This is a genomic window from Terrilactibacillus tamarindi (assembly GCF_009718825.1).
Taxonomy (GTDB): domain Bacteria; phylum Bacillota; class Bacilli; order Bacillales; family Sporolactobacillaceae; genus Terrilactibacillus; species Terrilactibacillus tamarindi.
The window spans coordinates 26,279-51,932 of record NZ_WNHB01000016.1; the positions used below are offsets into that span (position 1 = coordinate 26,279).

Consider the following 25,654-nt stretch of genomic DNA (forward strand, 5'->3'; position numbering starts at 1 on the left):
AAAGAGTGCTCGCTTAGAGCACTCTTTTCGGTACTATTTTACCCATTTGATGAGCATTCGTCATTTTAATGTTGAATCTAAAGGTCTTGGAAAATATTATAAAGTAATATCAATGAAAAAAACTTTACAATTATATCTTTTTCTTTGATAATATAAACATTATTACTTTCAAAACTTAATGCAATTGTCTGTTTTTTCTTAAACGAGTAAGTCCATTTATCATTGGACTCTTTTCCTATGATTGTTAATTCTTCATTTGATCACAGTAGTCCATCGTTTTAATTAACTATTACCGAATAGCTCTTGCTTTCAATGTCGATTTTAGTTAAAAACCATCGATTCGGTGAAGTGATTCACTAAGCAATGAAGATCTTTACTATATAGAAAAATAATAAGACTGAAAAATGATGTTTTTCTAAAGTTTCCTATAAGGTGATGTGTATATGACAATTGAAGAAATATTGGATAAAGCCAAAACCTATTTAACTCAAGAAAATGTGGATGAAATTGAAGAGGCTTATCAATATGCAAAAAAAGCGCACACTGGACAATATCGAAAGTCTGGTGAACCTTACATTTATCATCCAGTCGAAGTGGCTGGAATTTTAGTAAATCTTAACATGGATGTTAAAACAATTATTGGAGGATTTCTCCATGATGTGGTTGAAGATACAGCTGTAACGCTTGATGATATAAAAGCACGATTTGGTGATGATGTGGCTCTTCTTGTCGATGGCGTAACAAAACTTAGACATTTTGAATTTACATCAAAAGAGGATCAACAGGCGGAAAACCATCGGAAAATGTTCGTAGCCATGGCACGTGATTTACGCTGCGTCCTTATTAAACTTGCGGATCGCTTGCACAATATGCGGACATTAAAGTATATGAGAAAAGAAAAACAGATTCAAAAAGCCAATGAAACGTTAGAAATTTTTGCTCCACTAGCAAATCGATTAGGGATTTCTGCTATAAAGTGGGAACTAGAGGATATCTCTTTGCGCTATTTAAATCCTCAACAATATTACAAAATTGTTAATCTCATGAAGCAAAAAAGAAATGAACGAGAAGCTTACGTTCTAGAAGTCATTAAAGATGTCAGAAATATGGTGAAGGATGTTCATATTGAAGCTGATATTTCGGGACGTCCTAAGCATATTTATAGTATTTATCGGAAAATGGTTCATCAACATAAACAATTTAATGAGATATATGATCTGTTAGCCGTAAGAATTGTGGTTAAAAGTATCAAAGATTGTTATGCTGTTTTAGGGATTATTCATACACATTGGAAACCGATGCCTGGACGATTTAAAGATTATATCGCGATGCCAAAGGCCAATATGTATCAATCCCTTCATACGACCGTCATTGGTCCAAAAGGTGATCCTTTAGAAGTTCAAATAAGAACAGAAGAAATGCATGAAATTGCTGAATATGGAATTGCAGCTCACTGGGCATACAAAGAAGGTAAGACAAAGAACGTCAATAACAATTTTGAGGATAAATTAACCTGGTTCCGAGAAATTCTTGAATGGCAAAATGAAACTGTTGATGCCCGTGAATTTATGGAATCATTAAAAGTTGATCTCTTTTCAGATACGGTGTTTGTCTTTACACCAAAAGGTGACGTCTTTGAATTGCCAGCAGGATCTGTTCCTATAGATTTTGCTTACCGCATTCATACAGAAATTGGAAATCAAATGGTAGGAGCCAAAGTTAATGGAAAAATGGTTCCTTTAGATTACAAGTTTAAAACAGGTGACATTGTTGAAGTTTTAACTTCAAAGCACTCTTATGGCCCAAGTCAAGACTGGATCAAGATAGCCCAAAGTTCACAAGCAAAAGCAAAAATTAAACAGTGGTTTAAACGACAGCGACGTGAAGAAAATGTCATCAAAGGGAAAGAACTTATTGAAAAAGAACTAAAAGGACAAGGATTCAATCCTAAAACAATTTTAACCGAAGAAAATTTATTAGACGTAGCAAGTAAATATAGCTTTACAACGGAAGATGAAGTATATGCCGCTGTCGGTTATAATGGAGTACCTTTAAAGCAATTGGTCTCACGTTTGACAGAGAAAGAACGTAAAGAGAAAGAGACAAATCCTGACGAAATCCTAAAATCATTTCCGGATGTCAGCACGTATACCAATCACCGCAGAGCAACATCCGGTGTCAAGGTTAAAGGAGTAGACAATGTCCTCATTCGATTATCAAAGTGCTGCAATCCAGTTCCAGGTGATGCGATTGTTGGATATATCACAAAGGGTCGAGGCGTTTCGATTCACCGAGTGGATTGTGCAAACATTACGCATGGTGAAGAGAATGATCAGCGCTTAATTGACGTTGAATGGGAAATTGTGGACGAGAAATCAAAACAGTATAATGTGGATATTGAAATTATCGGTTTTGATAAAAATGGCTTATTAAATGAGGTCCTTCAAACGGTTTCAGAGACTCATACATTGATTAATGCCGTATCTGGAAAAGCAGATAAAAACAAAGTCGCTTATATTCATATGACGATTGCGATCAATAATACGAGTCATTTAAGACGGGTCGTCGAAAAAATTAAACGGATACCTGAAATTTATTCAGTTAAACGGATGATGCAATAAAGTGAAGCTTCCATCAGTGGGGGTTTCCTTCATCCCCCACCTATCTTCTTTGACTACTCAGAATCGAGGTGGGGGTCTTTACTTGCCGTTAAGGCGGGATAAAGAGAAAGATTTTATGAGGTGACACTATGCGAGTGGTAGTACAACGAGTAACGGAAGCCAAGGTGATTGTAAATCAAGAAACAGTTGGCCAAATTCAAGAAGGCTTACTCCTTCTTGTTGGTATAAAACAAGATGATACATTAGAAGATATAAAGTATGTAGCAGATAAGATTGCAGGTTTACGTATTTTTGAAGATCAAGATGAGCGAATGAATCATTCCGTGATAGATATTAAAGGAAGCATTTTATCAGTGTCTCAGTTTACTTTATACGGGGATACACGAAAGGGAAGACGTCCAAATTTTATGGAAGCCGCTAAACCACACGTCGCAGAACCTCTCTATGATGCCTTTAATGACTATTTAAGAGGGAAAAAGATTCCTGTTGAAACAGGTGTTTTTGGAGCTATGATGGATGTTTCGTTTACTAATTCAGGTCCTCTTACGTTAATTGTTGAAAGTAAAGAAAAAGTGATTAAATAACCGATGATTTGGCGATCCTAATTTATTATCAAGTAATAAAGAAGGGATCGTTTTTATGAGATGTAATGATAAACAATTGAATCATATGGGGATCAATGCCTCCCTAATAGAAAAAATGGCCCTTTTTGTTGAAAATAATGCCGTCATAGATCCAAGTCAGCATAAATATGAGGATATCAGAACGATAAAAAGAAAAAGTCATCGTTTTTAACGGCTATATCATTATATAAAATAGTGTTTATTCAAGGGAGATCATTTTATCCCCCTTGACAAGATTCGTTAACATTCGTATGATGAAAAAAATGACTTATTTTAAGACAACACTTAATACCGATGATAGAGAAAAGTAACTAGGATAAACTGATCACAAGAGAGGAATGCCATAGGTTGAGAGCAGTTCCGATCAGTTCTAGTGAAAAGACACTCTTTGAGGTGCTTTCCTGAATAAAGTAGGGGGGGCCGTGATCAGGCGTTAACTGAGGAAGGAAGCTTGCTCTACCAAGCTTTGAATTAGGGTGGTACCACGAATCGACCTTTCGTCCCTTGTTTGTCACACGCGTGATAAGCAAGGGATTTTTTAATTTAAAGGCTTTTTTGATAAGAAGGCGGTGACGAATGAAGAATCAATTCATCGCAGGTTGGCTAACAAGACAGTCTAAGTTATCTAAGACCCTAGGTGATGCTTATTTTTTAAGTCATGAAGGAGGAAGTAATAATGATTCAAATCCCGCGAGGTACTCAAGATATATTACCTGAACAAGTCGAATTATGGCATAAGATAGAAGAACACGCTAAAGCATTATGCCACTTATTCAACTATCAAGAAATTCGGACACCTATTTTTGAATCAACGGATTTATTTCAAAGAGGCGTTGGGGACACGACTGATATCGTACAAAAAGAAATGTATACATTTGAAGATCGAGGTGGACGTAGTTTAACGTTACGGCCGGAAGGAACAGCATCAGTCGTTCGTTCTTTTGTTGAGAATAAGCGCTACGGTCTTCCTGATCAACCGGCTAAATTCTTCTATAATGGTCCAATGTTTCGCTATGAACGCCCTCAGTCAGGCAGAATGCGCCAATTTACACAATTTGGTGTTGAAGCGATCGGGAGTAAGGATCCAGCTATTGATGCTGAAGTCATCTCACTTGCCATGCAGTTCTATCAAGGTCTCGGTTTAAAAAAACTAAAATTAGTGATCAATAGCTTAGGTGATCCTGAAAGTCGAAAGGCACATAAAGAAGCCTTAGTCAATCACTTTAAACCATCGATAAATGAATTTTGCAGTGATTGTCAAGCTCGATTAGAGAAAAACCCACTGCGAATTTTGGATTGTAAAGTCGATCACGATCATCCACTAATGAGTACGGCACCATCCATCTTAGATTTTTTAAATGATGAATCGAAAGACTATTTTGCGAACGTTCGTCAATACCTTGACGCTATGGAAATTCATTATGTAGTCGATCCAACTCTTGTCAGAGGTCTTGATTATTACAATCACACAACGTTTGAAGTCATGGGTGAGGGATTTGGTGCCATTACAACATTAATGGGTGGTGGACGTTACAATGGTCTTGTTAGCGAACTAGGTGGTCCAGAGTCTCCAGGAATTGGGTTTGCACTTAGTATCGAACGACTTATTCTTGCTCTTCAAGCAGAAAAGGTAGAAATTGGTCAACCGAAGCCAATCGATTGCTTTATAGCCACGATTGGCGAGCGGGCGAAACAAGAAGTTCCCGTCATTATATATAATTTGAGACGAGAAGGAATATCTTGTGATCAAGATTATATGGATCGGAAAATTAAAGCACAGTTTAAACAAGCAGACCGATTAAACGTGCCTTTCGTGGTTGTTATAGGTGATGAAGAAATTGAAAAAGGCGTTGTTAACGTTAAAACAATGGAAACTGGAAATCAACAGGAAGTTGAGATTCAGCAATTAGCTAGCTATATAAAAGAACATATTTCTTAAATGAGGTGGACGTAGATGTATCGTACAGAGAATTGCGGTGAGTTAACCGAAGCACACGTTGGAAAGTCAGTTAAATTAGCTGGATGGGTTCAGAAAAGAAGAGATTTGGGTGGCGTCATCTTTATTGATTTAAGAGATCGTTCCGGACTTGTTCAAATTGTCGTTAATACGGAAACGGCTCCGGATGCCTTTATCATTGCTGACACAGTTAGAAGTGAGTATGTCATATCTGTTTCCGGACATGTTGTTAAACGTGATCCACAGTCTGTTAATGAAAAAATGTCGACAGGGACGATCGAACTCTTGGTGGAAGAAATGGCTATCATTAACAAAGCGAAGACCCCACCATTTGCGATTAAAGATCAAGTCGATACGGCTGATGATGTCCGATTGAAATATCGTTATTTGGATCTACGACGTCCAGAAATGGTTGAAACATTAAAAATGAGACATCGGATTACACAGAAAATCCGTAAATATCTTGATGAAAAAGGATTTCTAGACATTGAAACGCCTATTTTGACAAAAAGTACACCAGAGGGGGCACGTGATTACTTAGTGCCTAGTCGCGTACATCCTGGCGAATTTTATGCCCTTCCTCAATCACCACAGCTATTTAAACAATTGCTCATGGTATCAGGTATGGAAAAATACTATCAAATTGCTCGTTGTTTCCGTGACGAAGACTTACGTGCGGACCGTCAACCAGAATTTACTCAGGTCGATATCGAGATGTCATTCTTTGAACAAGAACCCTTTATGTCTATGATGGAACAACTGATGGTTGAACTTGTAGATGAAGTAAAAGGGGTAAAAGTGACTTCCCCATTCTTAAGAATGACTCACAGAGAGGCTATGGCACGATATGGCAGTGATAAACCAGATATTCGCTTTGACATGGAATTGAAGGACCTATCAGATATCGTAAAGGATTCCTCGTTCAAAGTCTTTCAACAAGCGGTACTCGGAGGAGGGCAAGTAAAAGCTATTAATGTAAAAGGGCAGGCTGAGGCTTATTCTAGAAAAGCGATAGACGAACTTGCGGTGTTTGTTAGCACTTATGGAGCGAAAGGACTTGCTTGGCTCAAAGTTGATGAGGGAGGATTCAAAGGACCTATCAGTAAATTCTTTGATGAATCAACGGCTGAGAAGATGGCCGCTCAAACTCAAGCAGAAAATGGCGACCTCTTATTATTTGTTGCTGATAAGGCAAAAATCGTTGCTGATAGCCTTGGTGCTCTTCGAGTGAAATTAGCGAAAGATCTTGGTCTTATTGACGAATCGGTTTTAAGTTTCCTTTGGATAACAGAATTCCCGTTGCTATCGTATGACGAAGAGGCGGGACGTTACGTTGCTGAACACCATCCATTTACAATGCCAATGATGGAAGACATCGAAAAATTAGAATCAAAACCAGGTGAAGTAAGAGCGCAAGCGTATGACCTTGTCTTAAATGGTTACGAACTTGGTGGAGGCTCACAGCGGATTTATCAACGTGATATTCAAGAATTAATGTTTAAAACACTTGGCTTTACAAAAGAAAGAGCAACTGAACAATTTGGTTTTTTGCTCGATGCTTTTGAATATGGTACGCCTCCACATGGCGGCATTGCTTTAGGCCTAGATCGTCTAGTGATGATTTTATCTGGTCGTTCGAACTTGCGTGACACGATTGCTTTCCCTAAAACAGCAAGTGCATCATGCTTATTGACCAATGCACCAAGTGAAGTGAGTCCAGATCAACTCAAAGAATTGAGCCTGGAAATAGACAAACCTAAAATAACCAAATGATCATCTTTTACTAATATGAGCAAAAGGGACAAATTTTCATCAATTGAATCCATAAAAATAGCCATTTTTACCTAAGGGTATTCCCTTGATATGCAAGATTGCATGTGCTATGCTTTATTCAAGCAACAAGAGTCCTGTAGTGTTCGCCAGAGACCGCTATGTTTTGACCGAACATATTTTTGATCGGGAGCTTGTGTTTTCATCAGGAATACATGCCTTGAACTACGAGGACGTATGAATGATGGGACAGGGCACCCACCTGCTGAGTGCGGGTTTCAAAACAACGGTTGTTAAAGACGGCACATAATGGGACTTTTGTTTTTCTATTACTTATAAATACGTAAATCTAATAGTAAAGATATAAATTCAGACTGTAGACAATCTCGAGAATTTCGAGTATGTCTACAGTCTTTTTTACTTTAAAATAAGGTGTAAAAGAATCAGTCTGGTAAGCCGCTGCGGTTGGATGCTTTCCGCGGGCGGCTAATTAAATTGTCTATGCAGGAGACGCTTACTTTTACTACCATAAATTTAAAGAAACTAGCAACTTGGACATGGCAAGTTGTTTGATTACTAGTTGATCGGAGCGGAAGGCGCTTGACTCCTGGGGGATTAGCGTTACAGACGAGACCCCGCAGGAGCTAGCGACGAGGAGGCTCGGCGAACGCCCCCGGAAAGCAAGTGGAGCGGAAATCAAGCTTTTCTCCTACCATTCATATACAGAAATTAAACAAAAGCACCTAAGAGCGTGCTCTCGATACCTTTTGTCGACAATCTGAAATTAAAAATAGTATCTTCAATGATGTGAACACTAAAAAAGCTCCCAAAATTAAGGGAGTTTTTTTATTTCGGTTTAAATATTTTTGTCGATGGCTTAAGGCCAAACAACTCTGAAAGCTTTCCAATATGAGTTAATTTAATAAAGACTCTTTAACGGGCAATTTTTTCAAGATTACCGTTTTTGTCCATTTTAAAGGTGGATCCCATTAACTCATCCTCATCGTCCTTCAAAGCAACCATCCGTCTTGCACGATCCATAATACCAATGAGTGATTGATAATCTTCTTCTATGGTTAACTGTTTTTCTTTTAATTTGACTATTTGAGTTTCTAAGTCTTTTATCTTGTTGGTTAGCTTGCTATTTTCTTCTTTTAATTGCTGATTTTCTTTTGTTAATCTATCACTTGATTGGCCATGCAAATCTAGTGTTTGTAAATAATGAATCACGTCATGTAACTGTATTGAAGTAGGTTCAACAGGATAAGACTCCGTTTCTACTACTTGAGAATCTGTTAATGTATTTTGAATTGACGTACTTTTATTTTCAACGTCGAGATTAAGACTTTCTGTATAAAATTCAGGTTGACGGCGAAGCCCAGTTGATTTTCGAGCGGCTTTAGCCTGTTTTAATTCAGCCCGCTTCATCTGCTTTCTTTGTTTTTTTGCAATCGCAATCGCTTGCTCATATTTTCTTCTAACAATAGCATTCCACCGAAAACCACAAGCGGCTCCAGTACGATTAAGATGGTCGCCAACTTCTTCAAAAGCTTCAAGTTGGGTCCCACCTTCTCGGATATGTCTTAATACGGTTTCTGCTAATAGGAGGTCATCCTCATGTGACCATGCATCTTGTCTTACTTTTGTCATTCTGACCGCTCCTTCTGTTGTCTTTGCTAGAAATATTGACAAAAGAAGAGAGTTTTATACACTGTATTGGTAAATTTGGTGTTTAAAAGAGTTTATAAACAAGATTTAGAGGTTGTTCAAAAAGCTACCAAATGATAAGTTGCGAATCTCGGCGTTGGCTTGTTTTTCCGGTCCTCATGTAGTAAACACCTACATTCCGGTCCTCAAAACGGCGCCGCCTTGACCTTCTTGCTTCTAATTTGTCCCCTTTTTGAACACGCACTTTATTCCTCACTTTTTTTCGTTTTTTCGTTGGGTAAAATAGTCAAGTCGTTTTTGTATCGATTTCTCATAACCTCTATTGACAGGTTTATAAAAGCTTCGATTCTTAAGATGCCGAGGTAAATAGTCTTGTGGAACATACCCATCTTTAAAGTTATGAGGATATTGGTAGTCAATCCCATGACCTAACTTTTTCGCCCCTTTGTAGTGAGCATCTCGTAAATGACGAGGCACTTCACCATTTTTTTCATTTTTTACGGTTTGTATAGCTTGGTCTATCCCCGTGATCACACTGTTACTTTTTGGGGCAGTAGCAATGTAAAGAGCGGCTTCACTAAGAGGGATGCGAGCTTCTGGAAAACCGACATATTGAACTGCGTACGCAGCGGCTTGTGCAATGAGAAGAGCATTTGGATCAGCAAGTCCAACATCTTCGGCGGCATGGACATAAATTCTTCTCGCAATAAAATTAGGATCCTCGCCGGCAACGATCATTTTTGCAAGCCAATATAACGTTGCATCAGGATCTGATCCACGCATGCTTTTAATAAAAGCAGAAACGGTATCATAATGATTATCACCATTTTTATCATATTGAAGCATTTTCTCTTGAATCGATTCTTCGGCTACTTCTTTATTGATATGAATGGTTCCGTCAGAGTCAGGTGGAGTCGTTAATACAGCTAATTCTAGGGCATGTAGCGCCGTCCGACTATCACCACTCGCAACTTGAACAATATGCTCCATCGCATCCTCATCCACTTTGATATGATAATGGCCATAGCCTCTTTCTTTGTCTTCAAGGGTATTCTTAAGTATTTGTTTTATATCGTCATGACTTAAAGGTAAAAAACGAAATAATCGTGATCTCGAGAGTAACGCAGCATTAATTTCAAACATCGGGCTCTCTGTCGTCGCACCAATTAGGATGATGGTGCCTTCTTCTACAGAAGGGAGGAGGGCATCTTGCTGACTTTTATTAAAACGGTGTATTTCATCTATAAATAAGATGGTCCGTTGCTCGTCATATTTAAGTCGATCTTTTGCCTCATTAATTATTTTTCGGATATCATTGACTCCCGACGTCACAGCGTTTAATTTAGTGAAATACGCTTTAGTTGATGCGGCAATAATTTGAGCGAGTGTCGTTTTTCCCGTTCCAGGTGGTCCAAAGAAAATCATCGGTGTGAGCTTGTCGGCTTGTATCGCCCGACGAAGTAACCGCCCATGACCAATGATATGCTCTTGTCCAATAAATTCATCTAAGGACCTTGGACGCATACGGCTAGCAAGTGGTCTAGGTCCACGATTCGTTTTTGATCTATCAGAGAAATCAAATAAATCCATATTATCAACCTTTCAATCTGTTTTTTAGCAGAGTTAATTTTTTATGGGAATTCATAGTGAAGTTAGATATTATCTACCATTTGCCACTTTTATCTAAAGTTATTATAAAAATTAGTCATCCTTTGTTTAAAAATTCGCCTGATTATTGTGTGAATATAATCAACTTTTTTAATTCAATAGATGATGATCAAACTTTTTTGTTAAAGTTTTCTTTTCCCATATACGTTCCTATTCTTTCGTGCTATAATAGCAAAAGTTTATCCTAGAAAGAAAAAGTCAATCTCAAAATTTCTAAAAAACAACGGCATTAATGTGAGGTTAACAGCTGCAATCAGGTATAAAATTGAGCTCTTTGTTGATTAAAAAATAATAAATTTTCTAACTGATCAAAGCTCACTCATTATTTCATTCTATAACATTATTAATGGAGGCGCATCTTTAATTGGAAGCTCGTTTTATTGCACGTCATCGTTTTTTGTATGAACAATTGGTCTATTGGACAGTTTTCTTTATCGGTATTGTTATTATGAACTTTGGAATTGCACTTATGATCACTGCGAGCTTAGGAAGCGCCCCATGGGATGTTTTTCATATTGGGTTATTTCAGAAATTAGGTCTTACTATTGGCACATGGTCGATTATCGTCGGTTTGTTTATTCTTGGACTTACAGCCATATTAAAAAAAGAGAGACCACAAATAGGGGCTTTTGCAAATATGTTTATAGGAGGGGTCATGCTAGATTTCTTCCTATCTTTACCTTTTATGAAAACCCCGTCTCTCTTAAGTGATCAAATAATTATGCTTAGCATAGCATTAGCGTTTAATGGTATTGGTATTAGTATTTATATATCGGCTAAGCGCGGTGCGGGTCCTAGAGATACTTTAATGTTATACTTAACAGAGGTTACAGGTCTGAAGCTTTCAACAACGCGTAGATTAATGGAACTCTTAGTATTAATTATCGGGTGGTTTTTAGGTGGCCCAGTATCTGTAGGAACGATTCTTTTCGGTTTGTTTATTGGGTCGGTAGTAGGAAAAATTCTTCCGATATGCGAAAATATAGTGAAACATATCTTGAGAAGAGGTGCACACATTGAAAATATCCACAAAAGGCCGATACGGGCTAACCATTATGATGGCTTTAGGTAGAAATGTAGGTCAGGGCCCCCTTTCTCTCAAAGCTATCGCAGAGGCTAATCATTTATCAGAACATTATTTAGAACAACTCATCGCACCGCTTAGAAATGCGGGTTTAGTAAAAAGTATTCGAGGTGCCTATGGTGGGTATGTACTGACAAAAGATCCTAAAGAAATCACAGCGGCTGATGTGATTCGTGTTCTTGAAGGACCGATACAACCTGTTGAAGTTATGGACGATGATGATCCTGCTAAGAAAGAGCTGTGGGTTCGAATCAGAGATGCGGTTAAAGGTGTCCTTGAAGGAACGTCTTTAGATGATTTAATTCATTTTGATGATGATCCCCATGTTCAAGATCCTTACATGTTTTATATTTAAACATCAAAAGTCGGGTCACTGGATTATCAAAATGTATCCATATACAATATATAATTAAGCAAACCATGAAACCTGTCATTGTATGAAATGGCAGGTTAAAATTCTTTAAGTTGAGAAAAAATTCGACTTGATATAGTATTTAGCTTAGTTCTGGTTAAATTAATTAATCATGCCTATATTAAACATCTGTTGTTAGCTTATTTCAATTTAATGAAATATACGAATAATGAATCATAGTTAGCAGGCAGTCAATTTGATATGGCTTATCATAAGGAAGTGTCGAAATGGAACCCATTTATCTTGATCATGCAGCTACAACCCCCATTCATCCGAAGGTACTTGAAGAAATGATCCGCGTCTATGAAACAACGCCAGGTAATCCATCAAGTATTCATCGATTTGGTCGAGATGCAAGAAAATTAATTGAGCGGTCTCGTGATCTTGTTGCAAAAGATCTAGGTACAGAAAGTAAACAAATTGTCTTTACTAGTGGGGGAACAGAAGCGGATAATATGGCGATTATTGGTACAGCCTTTTCGAGAAAAGATAAAGGAAAGCATATAATTACAACAAAGATTGAACATCATGCTGTATTAAAAACGTGCGAGTATTTGGAGACGTTAGGATTTGAAGTTGATTATTTGGACGTCAATGAACAGGGCGTTATCAGTATGGAAGATTTGAAGAAAAAGCTCAGAGATGATACCATTTTAGTTTCCATCATGTATGGTAACAATGAAGTTGGATCTATTCAGCCAATACGTGATATTGCTCATTTATTAGAATCCCATCAAGCGGTTTTCCATACGGACGCCGTACAAGCGTATGGATCAATAGATATTGATGTTCAAGACACACCAATAGACTTACTTTCCATGACAGCACATAAGATTAATGGTCCAAAAGGAATTGGATTCTTATATATTCGAAAAGGTGTTCAACTTGATGTCTATCAGCATGGCGGTGAACAGGAGCGCAAACGACGTGCTGGGACGCAAAATGTACCTGGAATTGTGGGCTTAGCTAAAGCCGTTCTCTTATCTAAAGAGGATTTAGGACGTCGTACAGAGAAATACATGCAGTTTCGTCAATGTCTTTTAGATATATTCGACGAATCCGGCATAATATATAAAGTAAATGGGCATCCGAAATATTTTCTCCCGCATATCATGAACGTCTACTTTCCTGGTGCTAATGTGGAGACGCTATTAACAAAACTTGATCTTGCAGGTGTCGCTGTATCAAGCGGATCGGCATGTACGGCAGGTTCAATAGAACCTTCACATGTATTAAGTGCTATGTTTGGAAAAGACGCTGATGAAAGTCGTCATTCGATTAGAATTAGTTTCGGTCGTGACTTATCAGCAGATCAAGTAGAAGAAGCAGGACAAATTATTGCCAAATCAGTGAAAGATCTTGTAACTAATTAAGAGTAAAGGTGGTGCTTAACTTTTGGAAAAGTCACCCAGTGAAACAAGGGTTATTGTAGGGATGTCTGGCGGCGTTGATTCTTCTGTCACTGCCCTCTTACTGAAACAACAAGGATACGATGTAGTTGGTATCTTTATGAAAAATTGGGATGATACGGATGAAAATGGGGTATGTACAGCCACTGAAGATTATGAAGATGTGGCCAAAGTAGCGAGCCAACTAGATATTCCGTATTACTCGGTTAACTTCGAAAAAGAGTATTGGGATAAAGTATTTACGTACTTTTTAGATGAATACAAAGCAGGTAGAACGCCGAATCCCGATGTCATGTGTAATAAGGAAATTAAGTTCAAAGCTTTTCTTGACCATGCGATGAACTTAGGTGCGGATTATGTTGCAACAGGTCATTATGCGCGAGTTGAACGTACTGAAAATGGTGTAAATATGTTAAGAGGAATTGATCGAAACAAGGATCAAACCTATTTTCTTAATCAATTAACACAAAAACAACTATCGAAAACTCTCTTCCCCTTAGGCGGTTTAACAAAACCTGAAGTACGAGAAATTGCGAGAGAACACCATCTTGCTACGGCAGGTAAAAAAGATAGCACAGGGATTTGTTTTATTGGCGAACGTAATTTTAAAGAATTCTTGAGCCAATACTTCCCAGCACAAAAAGGTGAAATTCGGACCGTTGACGGGGAATACAAGGGCATGCATGATGGTTTAATGTATTACACGAACGGTCAACGGCAAGGTCTTGGTATTGGAGGCCCCGGAGGACCATGGTTTGTTTCCGGTAAGGATTTAAAAAATAATATATTATATGTGGCTCCAGGAATTGATCACCCTTCATTGAAATCAGAAGGGCTGCTTGCCGAACAAATAAACTGGATTAATGGCATTCCAAAAGAGAAGGAATTAAACTGTACAGCTAAGTTCCGTTACAGGCAAGAAGATCATCCAGTACGAGTCGTCATAACATCGGATACAGAGGCTAAAGTTATTTTTGATCAACCAGAGTGGGCGATTACACCGGGCCAAGCCGTTGTATTCTATGATGGGGAAAAATGTCTCGGTGGTGGAACAATTAGCACAGTATTAAATCAAGAAACAAAAGTTGATATTGATTTTGTGAACTCAACAGTCATTTGATTGTTGAGTTTTTTAACACTTTAAGAAAAATTAGGTATTAAGTATAAAGTATACGCCTTTGTCTGTGCCTTATAGCCCCGCAATCGGCAAGTTTTCTTTAACTATTCATTTATCGCCAGCATTCAAAATTCAAAATGACATAATATATCATTTTTTCTCCCGCATTAACGGCGAAGATTGAACCCACCTCAAGGTAATGCGTGTTGGGGGATAACTGCCTACTTCAACTAACAATCAGCAGAAACGAAGAAACCCAACTATTCGAATCAATTAAGGGGCAAAATCGCCTCAATTTTTTCTTTTAACCGACACGATTTGCATTAAATTCCATGAAATCTTAACCCTATATTTGTTATACTGAAGAAAGACACTTGAACGGTAAGTGAGGAGGTTCAACGAATGGAAAATAAAATTTTAGAGGGAATTGAATTGATGAAAAATCATCAATTCGAAGCGGCTGCTTCTACATTTAATGATTTTATTGAAAAAAACCCAGAAGACCCGATTGGTTATACTAATTTTGGAAATCTGTTACTTGCCGCAAAGCAGCCAGAACAATCTGTATCTTTTTTCCATAAAGCTTTATTATTAGACGAAAATTATGCTTCTGCGGCTTTTGGGTTGGGAAATGCTTTATTTGAATTAGAAAAGTATCGTGAAGCGACCCTCTTGTTCGAACGTGCAAATCAAAATGGCATCCATGAAGGGGACCTCTATTATATGCTGGGTCTTTCATATCACCATATTGATCAGGATGGAAAAGCCTTAGCTGCGTTTCTGCGTGCAACAGAACTTAATCCAAAAGACACTGATGCTAGATTTCAGTATGGCCTGCTGCTCGCTCAAATGAATCAACTTGATTTAGCAAGGGAGCAATTTGAACAAGTGATTCATGAAGATTCCACTCATTCAGATGCTTACTATAACCTTGGTGTTATAGCCGTTCGAAAGGGAAGTCATCTAGAGGCGATGACTCATTTTAGACAAGCTTTAGAAAATAATAAAGACCATATGCTTGCATCATACGGATTGAAACAATTAGAGAATGAGATGAAGAAGGGATAGACGGCTTTTCATGAAGGTAGAAAATAATAATCAACCCGCATTGGATCTATTCTCCGAAGATCAAAAATATATTATCGGTGAACCGATACGCATAATCTTTCAAAATAGTGACAATGGTTACACTGTACTTCTTGTTAAAATTATTGAGACAAATGAATCGATTCAAGAAAAAGAGATAGGTGTCGTTGGATATTTTCCGTCTGTCCACCTCTATGAACGATATCAATTCGTTGGAAAAATAAAGAATCATCCTCGATATGGGAAACAATATGAAATTCAGCAATTCCGAAAATGTCTGCCTCAAACAAAAGCGGGAATCATTCAATATCTATCCAGTGATCTTTTTCCAGGAATAGGCACAAAAACAGCCGAAAAGGTCGTCGATACACTCGGTGAAAATACCATATCGATGATCTTAGATAATCCAGATTGTTTGAGACAAGTGCCTAAATTGCCTGAAGATAAAGCGATGTTTATCTATGAAACATTAATGAAAAATCAAGGACTTGAAAAAATCCTTATTGCTCTCTCAGATTACGGTTTTGGTTCACAACTGGCCATGAAAATATATCAAGCATATGGAGACGTTACGTTAGACATTGTTCAAGATAATCCATATCAACTCATTCAAGATGTTGAAGGAATTGGGTTTCAACGGGCAGATGAATTAGCGAAAAGTCTTGGTATTTCTGGAAAGCATCCCTATCGTTTACAAGCTGGATGTTTATACTGGCTGAATGAAAATGCGATGAATGAGGGACACGTTTTCTTAAACGAAAATGATATAGTTGATTCAGTAAAAGGATTACTTTCAACACAAGGTCATCAAATTGAAGATTCAGAGCTTATGCATGAAATTCGCGTCTTAGAAGAAGAAGATCGACTCGTATTAGAGGATGGAAATGTCTATTTGCCAGAATTATATTATGCTGAAAAAGGTATTGTATCAAATATAAAACGTCTCTCGGAACAAACCGATTATCAAAATGAATTTTCGGAAGCTGAATTTTTCTCTGCTTTAGGTCGCATTGAAGAAAAATTAGGCATGCAATATGCATCTAGCCAAAAGGATGCCATCCAAAAAGCGATTCAATCCCCCATTTTGCTATTAACTGGTGGTCCGGGTACGGGAAAAACAACTGTCATTCAAGGTATTGTCGATACTTATGCCGATTTACATGGTATTTCTTTAAATCCAAAAGATTACGATGAGGAGAATCCATTTCCTGTATTATTAGTCGCTCCAACAGGCCGTGCAGCAAAACGCATGAGTGAATCGACACAATTACCTGCCGTTACGATTCACCGATTGTTAGGATGGAAAGGTGGATCTGGATATGAGCGAGATGAAAATAACCCCATCCAAGGTAAACTCATTATTGTTGACGAAATGTCCATGGTTGATATTTGGCTTGCTAATCAACTGTTAAAATCATTGCCAGATAAAATTCAACTTGTCATTGTAGGAGACGAAGATCAGTTGCCATCCGTGGGACCCGGTCAAGTTTTAAAGGATTTATTAAAATCAGAAGCCATTCCAATTGTTCGGTTAACCGACATTTATCGTCAATCTGAAGGATCTTCCATTATCGATCTTGCACATACAATTAAACAAGGACACGTACCAAAAGATCTAGCAAAACAAATGGAGGACAGAAGCTTTTTCTCATGTCCACCATCTCAAATCGTCAACGCCATTCGTCAAGTTTGTGATAGTGCGATTAAAAAAGGATATACGACAAAAGATATCCAAGTTTTAGCGCCCATGTATCGGGGAAATGCGGGTATTGAAGCAATAAATGAGTCGCTTCAAGAATTATTTAATCCTCCATCAGAGCAAAAACGAACGCTTCAATTTGGGGACCGACTATTTCGTATCGGTGATAAAGTGCTTCAACTCGTGAATAATCCAGATGACCAAGTTTTTAATGGCGATATTGGTGAGATTGTTGCTATTTTCACAGCAAAGGAAACCACTGATCATGAGGAAACGGTGGTTGTTTCGTTTGATGGCATTGAGGTTTCGTATTTAAAACGAGATCTTGGTCAATTGACTCTTGCCTATTGTTGTTCAATTCATAAATCACAAGGTAGTGAGTTTCCAATCGTCATTCTTCCTGTTGTTAATAGTTATCGACGTATGTTGAAAAGAAATTTACTTTATACGGCAGTCACACGAAGTAAAGAATTTTTAATTCTTTGTGGAGATATCGGTGCATTTACGTATGCCATAGAAAAACGAACCGATGAGAATAGAAACTCCCATCTGGCCGATAAATTAAAAGAAAGATTAAACGTATCAGTAGACACAGACATGGCCGTTAAAGGAGACGATGACCTACCTTTTCCTTTGGAAGAAGATAATATTCCCTTTCCACTTCCTGATGAAAATAGGAAAGAACCATTATCATCCAAAATAGAAGACATTGAACCTTCCGTTTCATCCCCTGATGTAAATCCAAAACATGTATAAATTTGAGCAAATTGGACATCCTGTGATTACTATCATTCGGAACGTAGATAAAGAGGTGGATCACAAGATGAAATGTCCAAACTGTTCAAGTTCTAATCTTGGAAAAATAGGCATGAACCAATATTACTGCTGGAATTGTTTCATAGAATTAACACTAGTCGAAGGAAATCTATCACTCAACCAAGTCGAAGAGGATGGATCTCTTACCACACTTAACGATTTGTTTGATGAGAATCAATTGAAAGCAGAGAATAATGGTTTTTAAAAAAAGAATAACATAGCTAGGATGGAAAAATCGGTGTGTGTACACCGATTTTTTGTTTATTCACCGTTCATATCTTTGTTAAGGGCTGCTTTGTCGATACCTACCTTAGTTAACCTATCTTTTTGTAGTTGGGCGTTTCCTCCATATATGAGTGAAAACGTTTTTGTCATCGTGCATATAAAGACGTCATTTGGCAAAAATAAGCTATGGAGGGGATCAACTATGGTCAAGTGGTCATCGCTAGAGTGGCTCAAACGTCTCGCTATTTTACTATTTATATTTTTAAACTGTTATGTATTTTATCGTTTAATACCCTTTTTATCCGATATTTTGCACTTTGTAACTAAAATACTCTTTCCATTTGTCGTAGCAGCCTTAATTAGTTATTTATTGCACCCCATTGTTAAATTACTACAAAGGAATGGCATACCAAAGACAATAGCGATTCTTTTAATATATGTGGTTTTTTTTGGTTTAGTAGGTATTGGATTATACAAAGGCGTTCCCATATTCATTAAAGAATTAAGGGGCTTTGATTACGAATTATCCCAATACGGAACGATGTACCATCACCAAGTGGATCACGTCTATGACTCAACGCCAGAAGCTGTTCATGATCATGTTAACCATTTTGTGGCTAACCTCGAACATGAACTCGATGGTTTTGTTAAAAAAGCGTTATCGGCATTATCTTGGTTTTTTCATTCATTTCTTACGTTATTGATTATTCCTTTTTTATCTTTCTATTTTCTAAAAGATATAGAACGGATTGGTGAAACTTGTCAGGCACTATTACCTGAACGATTGGTACATTCTTCAAAAAAAGTACTGTTTGAGATTGATGATTCTTTAGGAAAGTACATACGGGGACAACTTTATGTTTGTGCCATTCTTGCGGGGATTGCGTTCTTTGGTTTATGGATTTTAAAAATACCGTATCCCATTGTTTTTGGAGCGTTTGTTGGTATAACCGATGTCATTCCGTATTTTGGTCCATTAATAGGCGCTATTCCACTTGTTTTTATGGCTGCTACGATTTCGGTTAAGAAAGTGATCTTTGTTTTACTATTAATCGGTATCATTCAGTTATTAGAAGGGAATGTGATTGAACCTCTCGTTGTTGGGAAGAGTGTCGAAGTCCATCCGTTACTGATTGTACTTTCGCTAATTATTGGAGGGGAAATAGGTGGCGTTGTTGGAATGCTGTTTGCAGTTCCAGCTTTCATTGTTCTTCGTGTCATAATTAAGAGTTACAGGCAAACGAGAGCGTTGACAAAATAAATCCAACTCACCTATAATATCGTTTGGATACTCTTGTTGAATTATGTTAGAATAACACTATATATAGAGGATCTATTAGCATTTCATAGATACTTGCGGGGAATGACTACATAGGGTCCAAACAGAACTAAGAGGATCAAAATTCTCTGTTTGGTGAACGACATTTAAGGTGATAAGGCGTAAGCAGAATGCTTTCGTCCCTTCATTGGAGAACGGGATGAAGGCTTTTTTACTATCATCCTTTGATTATAAATTTGAAGACTGACTACATCATGTAGTGTTAAATAGGTTTTGGAGGTATTTTTAATATGAAACATTTTAGTTCGACAGAGATTAGACAAATGTATCTCGATTTTTTTAAACAAAAAGGTCATAAAGTTGAACCGAGTGCATCTTTGATTCCTGTAAATGATCCAACCCTACTTTGGATTAATAGTGGTGTTGCAACCTTGAAAAAGTATTTTGATGGAACTGTTATACCCGAAAATCCAAGAATCGTAAACGCTCAAAAAGCGATTAGAACAAATGATATTGAAAACGTCGGAAAGACGGCTAGACACCATACGTTTTTTGAAATGCTTGGAAACTTTTCTATCGGTGATTATTTCCGTGAAGAAGCCATTACTTGGGCTTGGGAATTGTTAACATCAGATCAATGGTTTAGCATGCCAAAAGACAAACTTTTTGTGACGGTCTATCCAGAAGATAAAGATTCGTATAATTGTTGGATTAAACTTGGTGTCTCACCGGATCATATTGTTCTCTTGGAAGATAATTTTTGGGAAATTGGAGAAGGCCCCTCTGGACCGGATACCGAAATCTTTTTCGATCGTGGACCCGCTTACGATCCAGAGAATTTAGGATTGAAACTGTTACAAGAAGATATTGAAAACGATCGCTATATCGAAATTTGGAATATTGTATTATCTCAATTTAATGCCATTCCATCTCTTTCAAGAAGTGAGTACCCTGAATTGCCTAAAAAGAATATTGATACGGGAATGGGATTTGAACGTATGGTATGTGTTCTTCAAGAAGCAGATACCAACTATGACAGTGATTTATTCATGCCCATAATTCATGAAGTTGAACGTCTGTCGAAAAAAAAATATCGTGCTGGAAATAAAGCGGATGACATGGCCTTCAAAGTGATTGCTGACCATATTCGAACCGTGACATTTGCAATTAGTGATGGGGCGCTTCCATCCAATGAAGGAAGAGGATATGTACTCCGCCGGTTACTTCGAAGAGCGGTGCGATATGCCCTTCAGTTGAATATTAAGGATCCGTTTATGTATAAACTAGTCGCTATTGTTGGTCGTATCATGAATTCATTCTACCCTGAAGTCGAAAAAAACACCGAGTTCATTCAAAAAGTGGTCCGTACTGAAGAGGAACGCTTCCATGAAACACTAACTGAAGGTATAGCTATTTTAGAAGGCATGATTGATACAGCAAAAGCAAATAACGAAACGAAACTTTCTGGAAAAGATATCTTTCGTTTATATGATACCTTTGGATTTCCTGTTGAGCTTACGGAAGAATATGCAGAAGAAAAAGGTCTAGAGGTGGATCATGAAGGATTTGAAAATGAAATGGCACAACAAAGATCTCGTGCCAGAGAAGCTAGACAAGATCAAGGGTCTATGCATGTCCAAAATGAACTTCTTGGGTCCATTAATGTCCCTAGCCAATTTGTAGGATATGATCATTTGACTGCTTCATCTACCTTAAATGTTCTTATTCAAGGTGATCAGAAAGTAGACTCAGCTAAGCAAGGTGAGGAAGTTCTTGCCTTCTTCGATCAAACACCGTTTTATGCAGAAAGTGGTGGCCAAGTTGCGGATCAAGGTCAATTTGTCAATGATTCAGCGATATTAGAAGTTAAATCTGTGCACAAAGCACCTAATGGTCAAAATATGCATATGGTCATTGTGAAACAAGGTTCTGTTCACACGGGGGATGTATTTAAGGCTGTCGTTGACCGAAAAAAACGGATGAATACAGAAAAAAATCATACATCCACACATTTGCTTCACCAAGCATTGAAAGATACGTTAGGAACGCATGTCAATCAAGCGGGATCTCTTGTGACACCTGATCGCCTTCGTTTTGACTTCTCTCATTTTGGACAAATTACTGAGGAAGAACTACAAACGATTGAACGAATTGTTAATGAGAAAATTTGGGATCAACTTCAGGTTAACATTTCTGAGAAACCGATTGACGAAGCAAAGGCCATGGGGGCGATGGCTCTCTTTGGTGAAAAATATGGGGACATAGTTCGAGTCGTACAAGTAGGGGATTACAGCTTAGAACTATGTGGAGGCTGTCATGTTAGAAATACAGCCTTCATCGGTCAATTTAAGATCGTATCTGAAAGCGGCATTGGTGCAGGAACTCGAAGAATTGAAGCTGTAACAGGACAAGCTGCCTATGAATTTGTCAATAAGGAGATTCACACGCTTGATGAAGGTGCCGAGCTTTTGAAAACGAATCGAGAGCATGTACCTGATAAGATCACACTTCTTCAAAAACAAGTGAAAGAACTGGAAAAAGAAAATAATGCTTTATCAGCAAAAATCAGTCAATCTCAAGCTGGTGATTTAATTCATTCTGTAACTGAGCAAGATGGTATTCCATATATTGCCAAGAAAGTTTCGGTATCAGACATGAACCAACTTAGAGCGATGGTGGATCAATTAAAAAATAAATTACAATCGGGTATTATCCTGCTTGCTGCAAGCAACGAAGGTAAAGTTAGTCTTGTATGCGGGGTATCTAAAGATTTAATTGATAAAGGCTTCCATGCGGGTAAAATTATAAAAGAAGCAGCTTCCCGTTGCGGCGGTGGAGGTGGCGGCCGTCCTGATATGGCACAAGCAGGGGGTAAAAACCCGGATAAAATACAAGAGGCTTTAAATAGTGTCTCAGAATTCATTAAGGATGCGGCCAAAATTAAGTAATAGTATCCAAGTCATTGTGACGGAAACCAAGATCATGATAAAACATGATTAGGTTAGGATACAGTAATTAAAATTAGTTTCACCTGGGGGATGATGAATTGGACAAAACCATGAAGTTCAATTTTAATGAAGAAGATAAACATGATGCACGTGACGTATTATTTCAAGTGTACAATGCCCTTCAAGAAAAAGGATACAATCCAATTAATCAAATTGTAGGTTATTTACTTTCTGGTGATCCAGCCTATATCCCAAGGCATAAAGATGCAAGAAAACTTATCCGTTTGATTGAAAGGGATGAGATCATAGAGGAACTGGTTACAGCTTACCTTAATGAAAAATGAGAGGACTTTAGATAAACCAATGAGAACGATGGGTCTTGATTTCGGCAGTAAAACCATAGGTGTAGCGATTAGTGATGCTCTTGGTTTTACAGCTCAAGGAATTGAAACAATACATTATGAACAACATAATAAACACGTCATTGATGAAAGATTAACGAGTTTAATCAAAACATATGACGTCAACAAGGTGATTGTTGGATTACCAAAAAATATGAATGGAACGATTGGTCCCACTGGTGAAGCTTGTCAAACTTTTGCGGAACGAATCAAAAAAAAATACCGTTTACCAGTTGAGCTTTGGGATGAACGTTTAACGACGATGGCAGCTGAGCGGATGTTAATATCAGCAGACGTGAGTCGAAAAAAAAGAAAAAAAGTAATTGACAAAATGGCGGCGGTCTTGATTCTACAAAGTTATCTCGATCGGCATGGCATGAAAGGATGAAATAATATGCATGAACACCATGATCATGAACATGGACACGAAGAAGAACAGGAAAGAATTATTATTCCAGATCCTGATACAGGAGAAGACCATCTCTTTGATATTCTCTTTACATTTGACGTAACTGAGACGGATAAATCTTACATGGTTGTTACCCCTGTTGAAACAGATGAAGAAGATGACGAACAAGAAGTTTTTGGTTTTAGATATGAAGACAATGATGGTAATTTTAAACTTTTCCCAATAGAAACGGACGCTGAATGGGAAATGGTCGAAGAAATGATCAATACATTTTCTGAAGAGGACGAATAGAATCACATCACATGTGGGTTACAAGACCTATTAAACATTTTTTATGCTAGGGAAAGGCCTCCTTGTGGAACTCACAGGAGCCTTTTCCTATGGTTTCATTTAATTTTTATCCCGCCTTAACGGCCAAGTAGAGATCCCCACCTCAAGATTCTGAGTATTTAAAGAAGATAGGTGGTGGATCAACTGCCCGTAAAGGTCCGATTGGTTCAACTAAAACCATCAGTGGGGGATGAAGAAAACCCCCACTGATGGAAGTTTCACTTTATTTGAGCTATTCGTTACCTTGTATGGCTGAAAGGAGTTCACGTTTTGTTGAATGCCGATCAAAATTCAAAAAAAGTATTTCGTAAAAGACGTATTATAGTCATTCTTTCGTGTTTCTTTGTTATTGCGGTCCTTATCGGATCTGGGGTGGCCTATTTTTTTCATTCCATGAAACCTATGCAAGTGGCTAATAAAAAAGAAAAATTAATCACCATTCCATCTGGCGCAACAACGCAAGATATTGGTAAAATCCTTGAGAAGGAGGGGCTTATCCGTCATGCGTGGTTATTCAAATATTATGTAAAATATGAACATGTGAACGGTTTTATTGCAGGTTCTTATTTTCTGTCACCTTCCATGACATCTAGACAAATCATTTCAGATATCCATCAAGGGAAGCAAAAATACAAGTACGTTTTGACTATTCCTGAAGGTTTATGGTTAAAAGATATTGCACCCAAAATTGCTCAAATCACAGGTGAGAGCAGCGAACAGATTCTTCATTTAATGAGTGATAAGACATATATTAAGACACATTACATGACGAAGTATCCTTTCTTATCACAAGATATCCTACAAAAGGGGATTAAATATCCACTTGAAGGATACCTATTTCCTGCGACTTATCGGTTTCAGAAAGATAATGTCACACTCGATGATGTCATTAATAAAATGCTATCAGCATCGAAGTCTGTTTATGAACCATACATAGACCAAATTAAGAAAAGCGATCTAGGTTCCTTGCATAAAGCCCTAACTCTTGCATCTGTCGTCGAAGCAGAAGCTGGAGATTATAAAGCGCAACAACAAATTTCTAGTGTTTTTGAAAATCGGATCAAAAAAAATATGCATTTACAGAGTGATGTAACCGTAGCCTATGCATTCCAAGAGCACCTGAATCGAGTGTTTTATCATCAATTAGAAATAGAGTCTCCTTATAACACGTATCACGTTAAAGGCCTTCCTATTGGTCCTATCAATAATCCAAGTGAAAATTCATTGAAAGCTGTTCTAAATCCTGTAAATACAAAGGCATTATTCTTTTATGCTAGACCGAATGGTCAAATTCTATTTGCTAATTCTTACAAAGACCATGAAGCCATAGTTAATAAGTATAAACATGAATGGGAATCTCAATAAAGTGAAATTTTAATTAGAGGGTGTGTGGTCTATCTAGCCGCTTTTAGCGGGATAAAATAACCATTGTGCCTGAAAGGGGTGAGTGAAAACTGGATTATGAAGTGTTGTCAAGATACATCGCCTCCTTTGTACCAGAGGACGATGAATCCATTGAAAGAATTGAGAAAGAGGCCAGAGAACGTGGCATCCCGATTATGCAGCGTGAATCCATGGCTTTTTTGCAGCAGTTGATTCGTTGGTTACAACCAAAACGTATTTTGGAAATTGGGACTGCGGTAGGATTCTCAGCCATTAAAATGCATTTATCTAATCGAGAGCCCTTGATCTACACAATTGAGCGAGATGAGGCTATGTATCAAGAAGCTTGTGAAAATGTAAAGAATTTAAAACTTGAAGAAGCCATATACCCTATTTTAGGTGATGCAGGTGAGTTAATCAGTGAAATAAAAAATAACGGACCTTTCGATTTAATCTTTATTGATGCCGCAAAAGTTCAGTACCAAAAGTTTTTTGATTTATATTCCCCACTTTTAGCTGATGGAGGAACCATTGTTTCCGATAATATCTTATTTCATGGTCTTGTGATTGATCCTGACAACTTGGAAAATAGACGTGCAAAACGGCTTGGGCGAAAGATGAATCAATTTAATCAATGGTTAAGCAAACAGCATGAGTATTCAACTGTTTTTCTTACATTAGGGGATGGACTTGCTCTCAGTACAAAAAAGAGGGACAAAGATTTTAAAGATTAATTAGAAAGGAAGGGA

General features: G+C 37.7%; 22 protein-coding genes, 1 other RNA gene and 1 other annotated feature. Of the genes, 20 read left to right on the forward strand and 3 right to left on the reverse strand.

Features of this window, described 5'->3' with window-relative positions; translation table 11 throughout:
• Nucleotides 1–443: 443 nt before the first annotated feature.
• The 6 genes from GMB86_RS10530 to ssrS all read left to right on the forward strand — a co-directional run bounded on the left by GMB86_RS10530 (nucleotide 444) and on the right by ssrS (nucleotide 7,291).
• Nucleotides 444–2,621: a RelA/SpoT family protein gene (locus GMB86_RS10530; RefSeq protein ID WP_155219556.1), complete on the forward strand. Its 2,178-nt coding sequence runs from the start codon at nucleotides 444–446 to the stop codon at nucleotides 2,619–2,621.
• A 128-nt stretch (nucleotides 2,622–2,749) separates the two neighbouring features.
• Nucleotides 2,750–3,205: a D-aminoacyl-tRNA deacylase gene (gene dtd / locus GMB86_RS10535; RefSeq protein WP_155219559.1), complete on the forward strand. Its 456-nt coding sequence runs from the start codon at nucleotides 2,750–2,752 to the stop codon at nucleotides 3,203–3,205.
• A 55-nt stretch (nucleotides 3,206–3,260) separates the two neighbouring features.
• Nucleotides 3,261–3,416 carry a hypothetical protein gene (locus GMB86_RS10540; protein WP_155219562.1) on the forward strand — a complete coding sequence of 52 codons (156 nt, stop codon included), beginning with the start codon at nucleotides 3,261–3,263 and terminating at the stop codon, nucleotides 3,414–3,416.
• 113 nt (nucleotides 3,417–3,529) lie between these two features.
• Nucleotides 3,530–3,752 (forward strand) — a binding site (T-box leader).
• Between the two features lie 165 nt (nucleotides 3,753–3,917).
• A complete protein-coding gene (hisS, locus tag GMB86_RS10545; RefSeq protein WP_329602881.1) occupies nucleotides 3,918–5,183 on the forward strand; it encodes a histidine--tRNA ligase in 1,266 nt (421 codons plus the stop codon).
• Between the two features lie 15 nt (nucleotides 5,184–5,198).
• Entirely contained in the window at nucleotides 5,199–6,974 is a 1,776-nt protein-coding gene (aspS, locus tag GMB86_RS10550) for an aspartate--tRNA ligase (RefSeq protein ID WP_155219567.1), read from the forward strand.
• A gap of 128 nt (nucleotides 6,975–7,102) precedes the next feature.
• A non-coding RNA gene (ssrS, locus tag GMB86_RS10555) (6S RNA) lies at nucleotides 7,103–7,291 on the forward strand.
• Nucleotides 7,292–7,904: 613 nt separating this feature from the next.
• Here ssrS and GMB86_RS10560 read toward each other — a convergent pair.
• From GMB86_RS10560 to GMB86_RS10570, 3 genes are all read right to left on the reverse strand, one after another.
• Nucleotides 7,905–8,621 (reverse strand): RsfA family transcriptional regulator, encoded by a 717-nt coding sequence (locus GMB86_RS10560; RefSeq protein WP_155219570.1) that lies wholly within the window; start codon nucleotides 8,619–8,621, stop codon nucleotides 7,905–7,907.
• Between the two features lie 124 nt (nucleotides 8,622–8,745).
• Complete coding sequence (locus GMB86_RS10565; RefSeq protein WP_155219573.1) at nucleotides 8,746–8,883, reverse strand: hypothetical protein; 138 nt, start codon at nucleotides 8,881–8,883, stop codon at nucleotides 8,746–8,748.
• Nucleotides 8,884–8,891: 8 nt separating this feature from the next.
• Nucleotides 8,892–10,229, reverse strand: coding sequence for an AAA family ATPase (locus GMB86_RS10570; RefSeq protein WP_155219576.1), 1,338 nt, complete (start codon nucleotides 10,227–10,229; stop codon nucleotides 8,892–8,894).
• A 442-nt stretch (nucleotides 10,230–10,671) separates the two neighbouring features.
• Between GMB86_RS10570 and GMB86_RS10575 the strand changes: the two genes are divergently transcribed.
• From GMB86_RS10575 to GMB86_RS10640, 14 genes are all read left to right on the forward strand, one after another.
• A complete protein-coding gene (locus GMB86_RS10575) occupies nucleotides 10,672–11,379 on the forward strand; it encodes a YczE/YyaS/YitT family protein (RefSeq protein ID WP_230459085.1) in 708 nt (235 codons plus the stop codon).
• Entirely contained in the window at nucleotides 11,324–11,746 is a 423-nt protein-coding gene (gene cymR, locus GMB86_RS10580) for a cysteine metabolism transcriptional regulator CymR (protein WP_141190017.1), read from the forward strand. Before GMB86_RS10575 ends, cymR begins: the two co-directional genes overlap by 56 nt.
• Before the next feature lie 284 nt (nucleotides 11,747–12,030).
• Nucleotides 12,031–13,176: a cysteine desulfurase family protein gene (locus GMB86_RS10585; RefSeq protein ID WP_155219579.1), complete on the forward strand. Its 1,146-nt coding sequence runs from the start codon at nucleotides 12,031–12,033 to the stop codon at nucleotides 13,174–13,176.
• A gap of 22 nt (nucleotides 13,177–13,198) precedes the next feature.
• Nucleotides 13,199–14,332 (forward strand): tRNA 2-thiouridine(34) synthase MnmA, encoded by a 1,134-nt coding sequence (mnmA, locus tag GMB86_RS10590; RefSeq protein ID WP_155219580.1) that lies wholly within the window; start codon nucleotides 13,199–13,201, stop codon nucleotides 14,330–14,332.
• A gap of 399 nt (nucleotides 14,333–14,731) precedes the next feature.
• On the forward strand, nucleotides 14,732–15,397 hold the full coding sequence (locus tag GMB86_RS10595) for a tetratricopeptide repeat protein (protein WP_155219583.1): 666 nt from the start codon (nucleotides 14,732–14,734) through the stop codon (nucleotides 15,395–15,397).
• A gap of 10 nt (nucleotides 15,398–15,407) precedes the next feature.
• Nucleotides 15,408–17,870: an SF1B family DNA helicase RecD2 gene (gene recD2, locus GMB86_RS10600; protein ID WP_155219586.1), complete on the forward strand. Its 2,463-nt coding sequence runs from the start codon at nucleotides 15,408–15,410 to the stop codon at nucleotides 17,868–17,870.
• Between the two features lie 67 nt (nucleotides 17,871–17,937).
• Nucleotides 17,938–18,135, forward strand: coding sequence for a hypothetical protein (locus tag GMB86_RS10605; RefSeq protein ID WP_155219590.1), 198 nt, complete (start codon nucleotides 17,938–17,940; stop codon nucleotides 18,133–18,135).
• 222 nt (nucleotides 18,136–18,357) lie between these two features.
• Entirely contained in the window at nucleotides 18,358–19,416 is a 1,059-nt protein-coding gene (locus tag GMB86_RS10610) for an AI-2E family transporter (RefSeq protein ID WP_155219593.1), read from the forward strand.
• A gap of 308 nt (nucleotides 19,417–19,724) precedes the next feature.
• Complete coding sequence (gene alaS / locus GMB86_RS10615; RefSeq protein ID WP_155219596.1) at nucleotides 19,725–22,382, forward strand: alanine--tRNA ligase; 2,658 nt, start codon at nucleotides 19,725–19,727, stop codon at nucleotides 22,380–22,382.
• Between the two features lie 110 nt (nucleotides 22,383–22,492).
• A complete protein-coding gene (locus tag GMB86_RS10620; RefSeq protein ID WP_155219741.1) occupies nucleotides 22,493–22,726 on the forward strand; it encodes an IreB family regulatory phosphoprotein in 234 nt (77 codons plus the stop codon).
• A 19-nt stretch (nucleotides 22,727–22,745) separates the two neighbouring features.
• Nucleotides 22,746–23,171, forward strand: a complete 426-nt coding sequence (gene ruvX, locus GMB86_RS10625; RefSeq protein ID WP_155219599.1) for a Holliday junction resolvase RuvX — start codon at nucleotides 22,746–22,748, stop codon at nucleotides 23,169–23,171.
• A 6-nt stretch (nucleotides 23,172–23,177) separates the two neighbouring features.
• A complete protein-coding gene (locus GMB86_RS10630; protein ID WP_155219602.1) occupies nucleotides 23,178–23,483 on the forward strand; it encodes a DUF1292 domain-containing protein in 306 nt (101 codons plus the stop codon).
• 312 nt (nucleotides 23,484–23,795) lie between these two features.
• Nucleotides 23,796–24,887, forward strand: a complete 1,092-nt coding sequence (gene mltG, locus GMB86_RS10635; RefSeq protein ID WP_196220195.1) for an endolytic transglycosylase MltG — start codon at nucleotides 23,796–23,798, stop codon at nucleotides 24,885–24,887.
• A gap of 104 nt (nucleotides 24,888–24,991) precedes the next feature.
• Nucleotides 24,992–25,639, forward strand: a complete 648-nt coding sequence (locus tag GMB86_RS10640; protein WP_196220196.1) for an O-methyltransferase — start codon at nucleotides 24,992–24,994, stop codon at nucleotides 25,637–25,639.
• Nucleotides 25,640–25,654 lie beyond the last annotated feature (15 nt).

What these genes read in the sequence shown, in the direction of transcription:
- ruvX (WP_155219599.1), top strand. Translation starts at nt 22,746, where the DNA reads ATGAGAACGATGGGTCTTGATTTCGGCAGTAAAACCATAGGTGTAGCG.
- GMB86_RS10610 (WP_155219593.1), top strand. Translation starts at nt 18,358, where the DNA reads ATGGTCAAGTGGTCATCGCTAGAGTGGCTCAAACGTCTCGCTATTTTA.
- GMB86_RS10605 (WP_155219590.1), top strand. Translation starts at nt 17,938, where the DNA reads ATGAAATGTCCAAACTGTTCAAGTTCTAATCTTGGAAAAATAGGCATG.
- GMB86_RS10620 (WP_155219741.1), top strand. Translation starts at nt 22,493, where the DNA reads ATGAAGTTCAATTTTAATGAAGAAGATAAACATGATGCACGTGACGTA.
- dtd (WP_155219559.1), top strand. Translation starts at nt 2,750, where the DNA reads ATGCGAGTGGTAGTACAACGAGTAACGGAAGCCAAGGTGATTGTAAAT.
- GMB86_RS10560 (WP_155219570.1), bottom strand. Translation starts at nt 8,621, where the DNA reads ATGACAAAAGTAAGACAAGATGCATGGTCACATGAGGATGACCTCCTA.
- alaS (WP_155219596.1), top strand. Translation starts at nt 19,725, where the DNA reads ATGAAACATTTTAGTTCGACAGAGATTAGACAAATGTATCTCGATTTT.
- GMB86_RS10530 (WP_155219556.1), top strand. Translation starts at nt 444, where the DNA reads ATGACAATTGAAGAAATATTGGATAAAGCCAAAACCTATTTAACTCAA.
- GMB86_RS10585 (WP_155219579.1), top strand. Translation starts at nt 12,031, where the DNA reads ATGGAACCCATTTATCTTGATCATGCAGCTACAACCCCCATTCATCCG.
- GMB86_RS10540 (WP_155219562.1), top strand. Translation starts at nt 3,261, where the DNA reads ATGAGATGTAATGATAAACAATTGAATCATATGGGGATCAATGCCTCC.
- GMB86_RS10630 (WP_155219602.1), top strand. Translation starts at nt 23,178, where the DNA reads ATGCATGAACACCATGATCATGAACATGGACACGAAGAAGAACAGGAA.
- GMB86_RS10570 (WP_155219576.1), bottom strand. Translation starts at nt 10,229, where the DNA reads ATGGATTTATTTGATTTCTCTGATAGATCAAAAACGAATCGTGGACCT.
- GMB86_RS10595 (WP_155219583.1), top strand. Translation starts at nt 14,732, where the DNA reads ATGGAAAATAAAATTTTAGAGGGAATTGAATTGATGAAAAATCATCAA.
- recD2 (WP_155219586.1), top strand. Translation starts at nt 15,408, where the DNA reads ATGAAGGTAGAAAATAATAATCAACCCGCATTGGATCTATTCTCCGAA.
- aspS (WP_155219567.1), top strand. Translation starts at nt 5,199, where the DNA reads ATGTATCGTACAGAGAATTGCGGTGAGTTAACCGAAGCACACGTTGGA.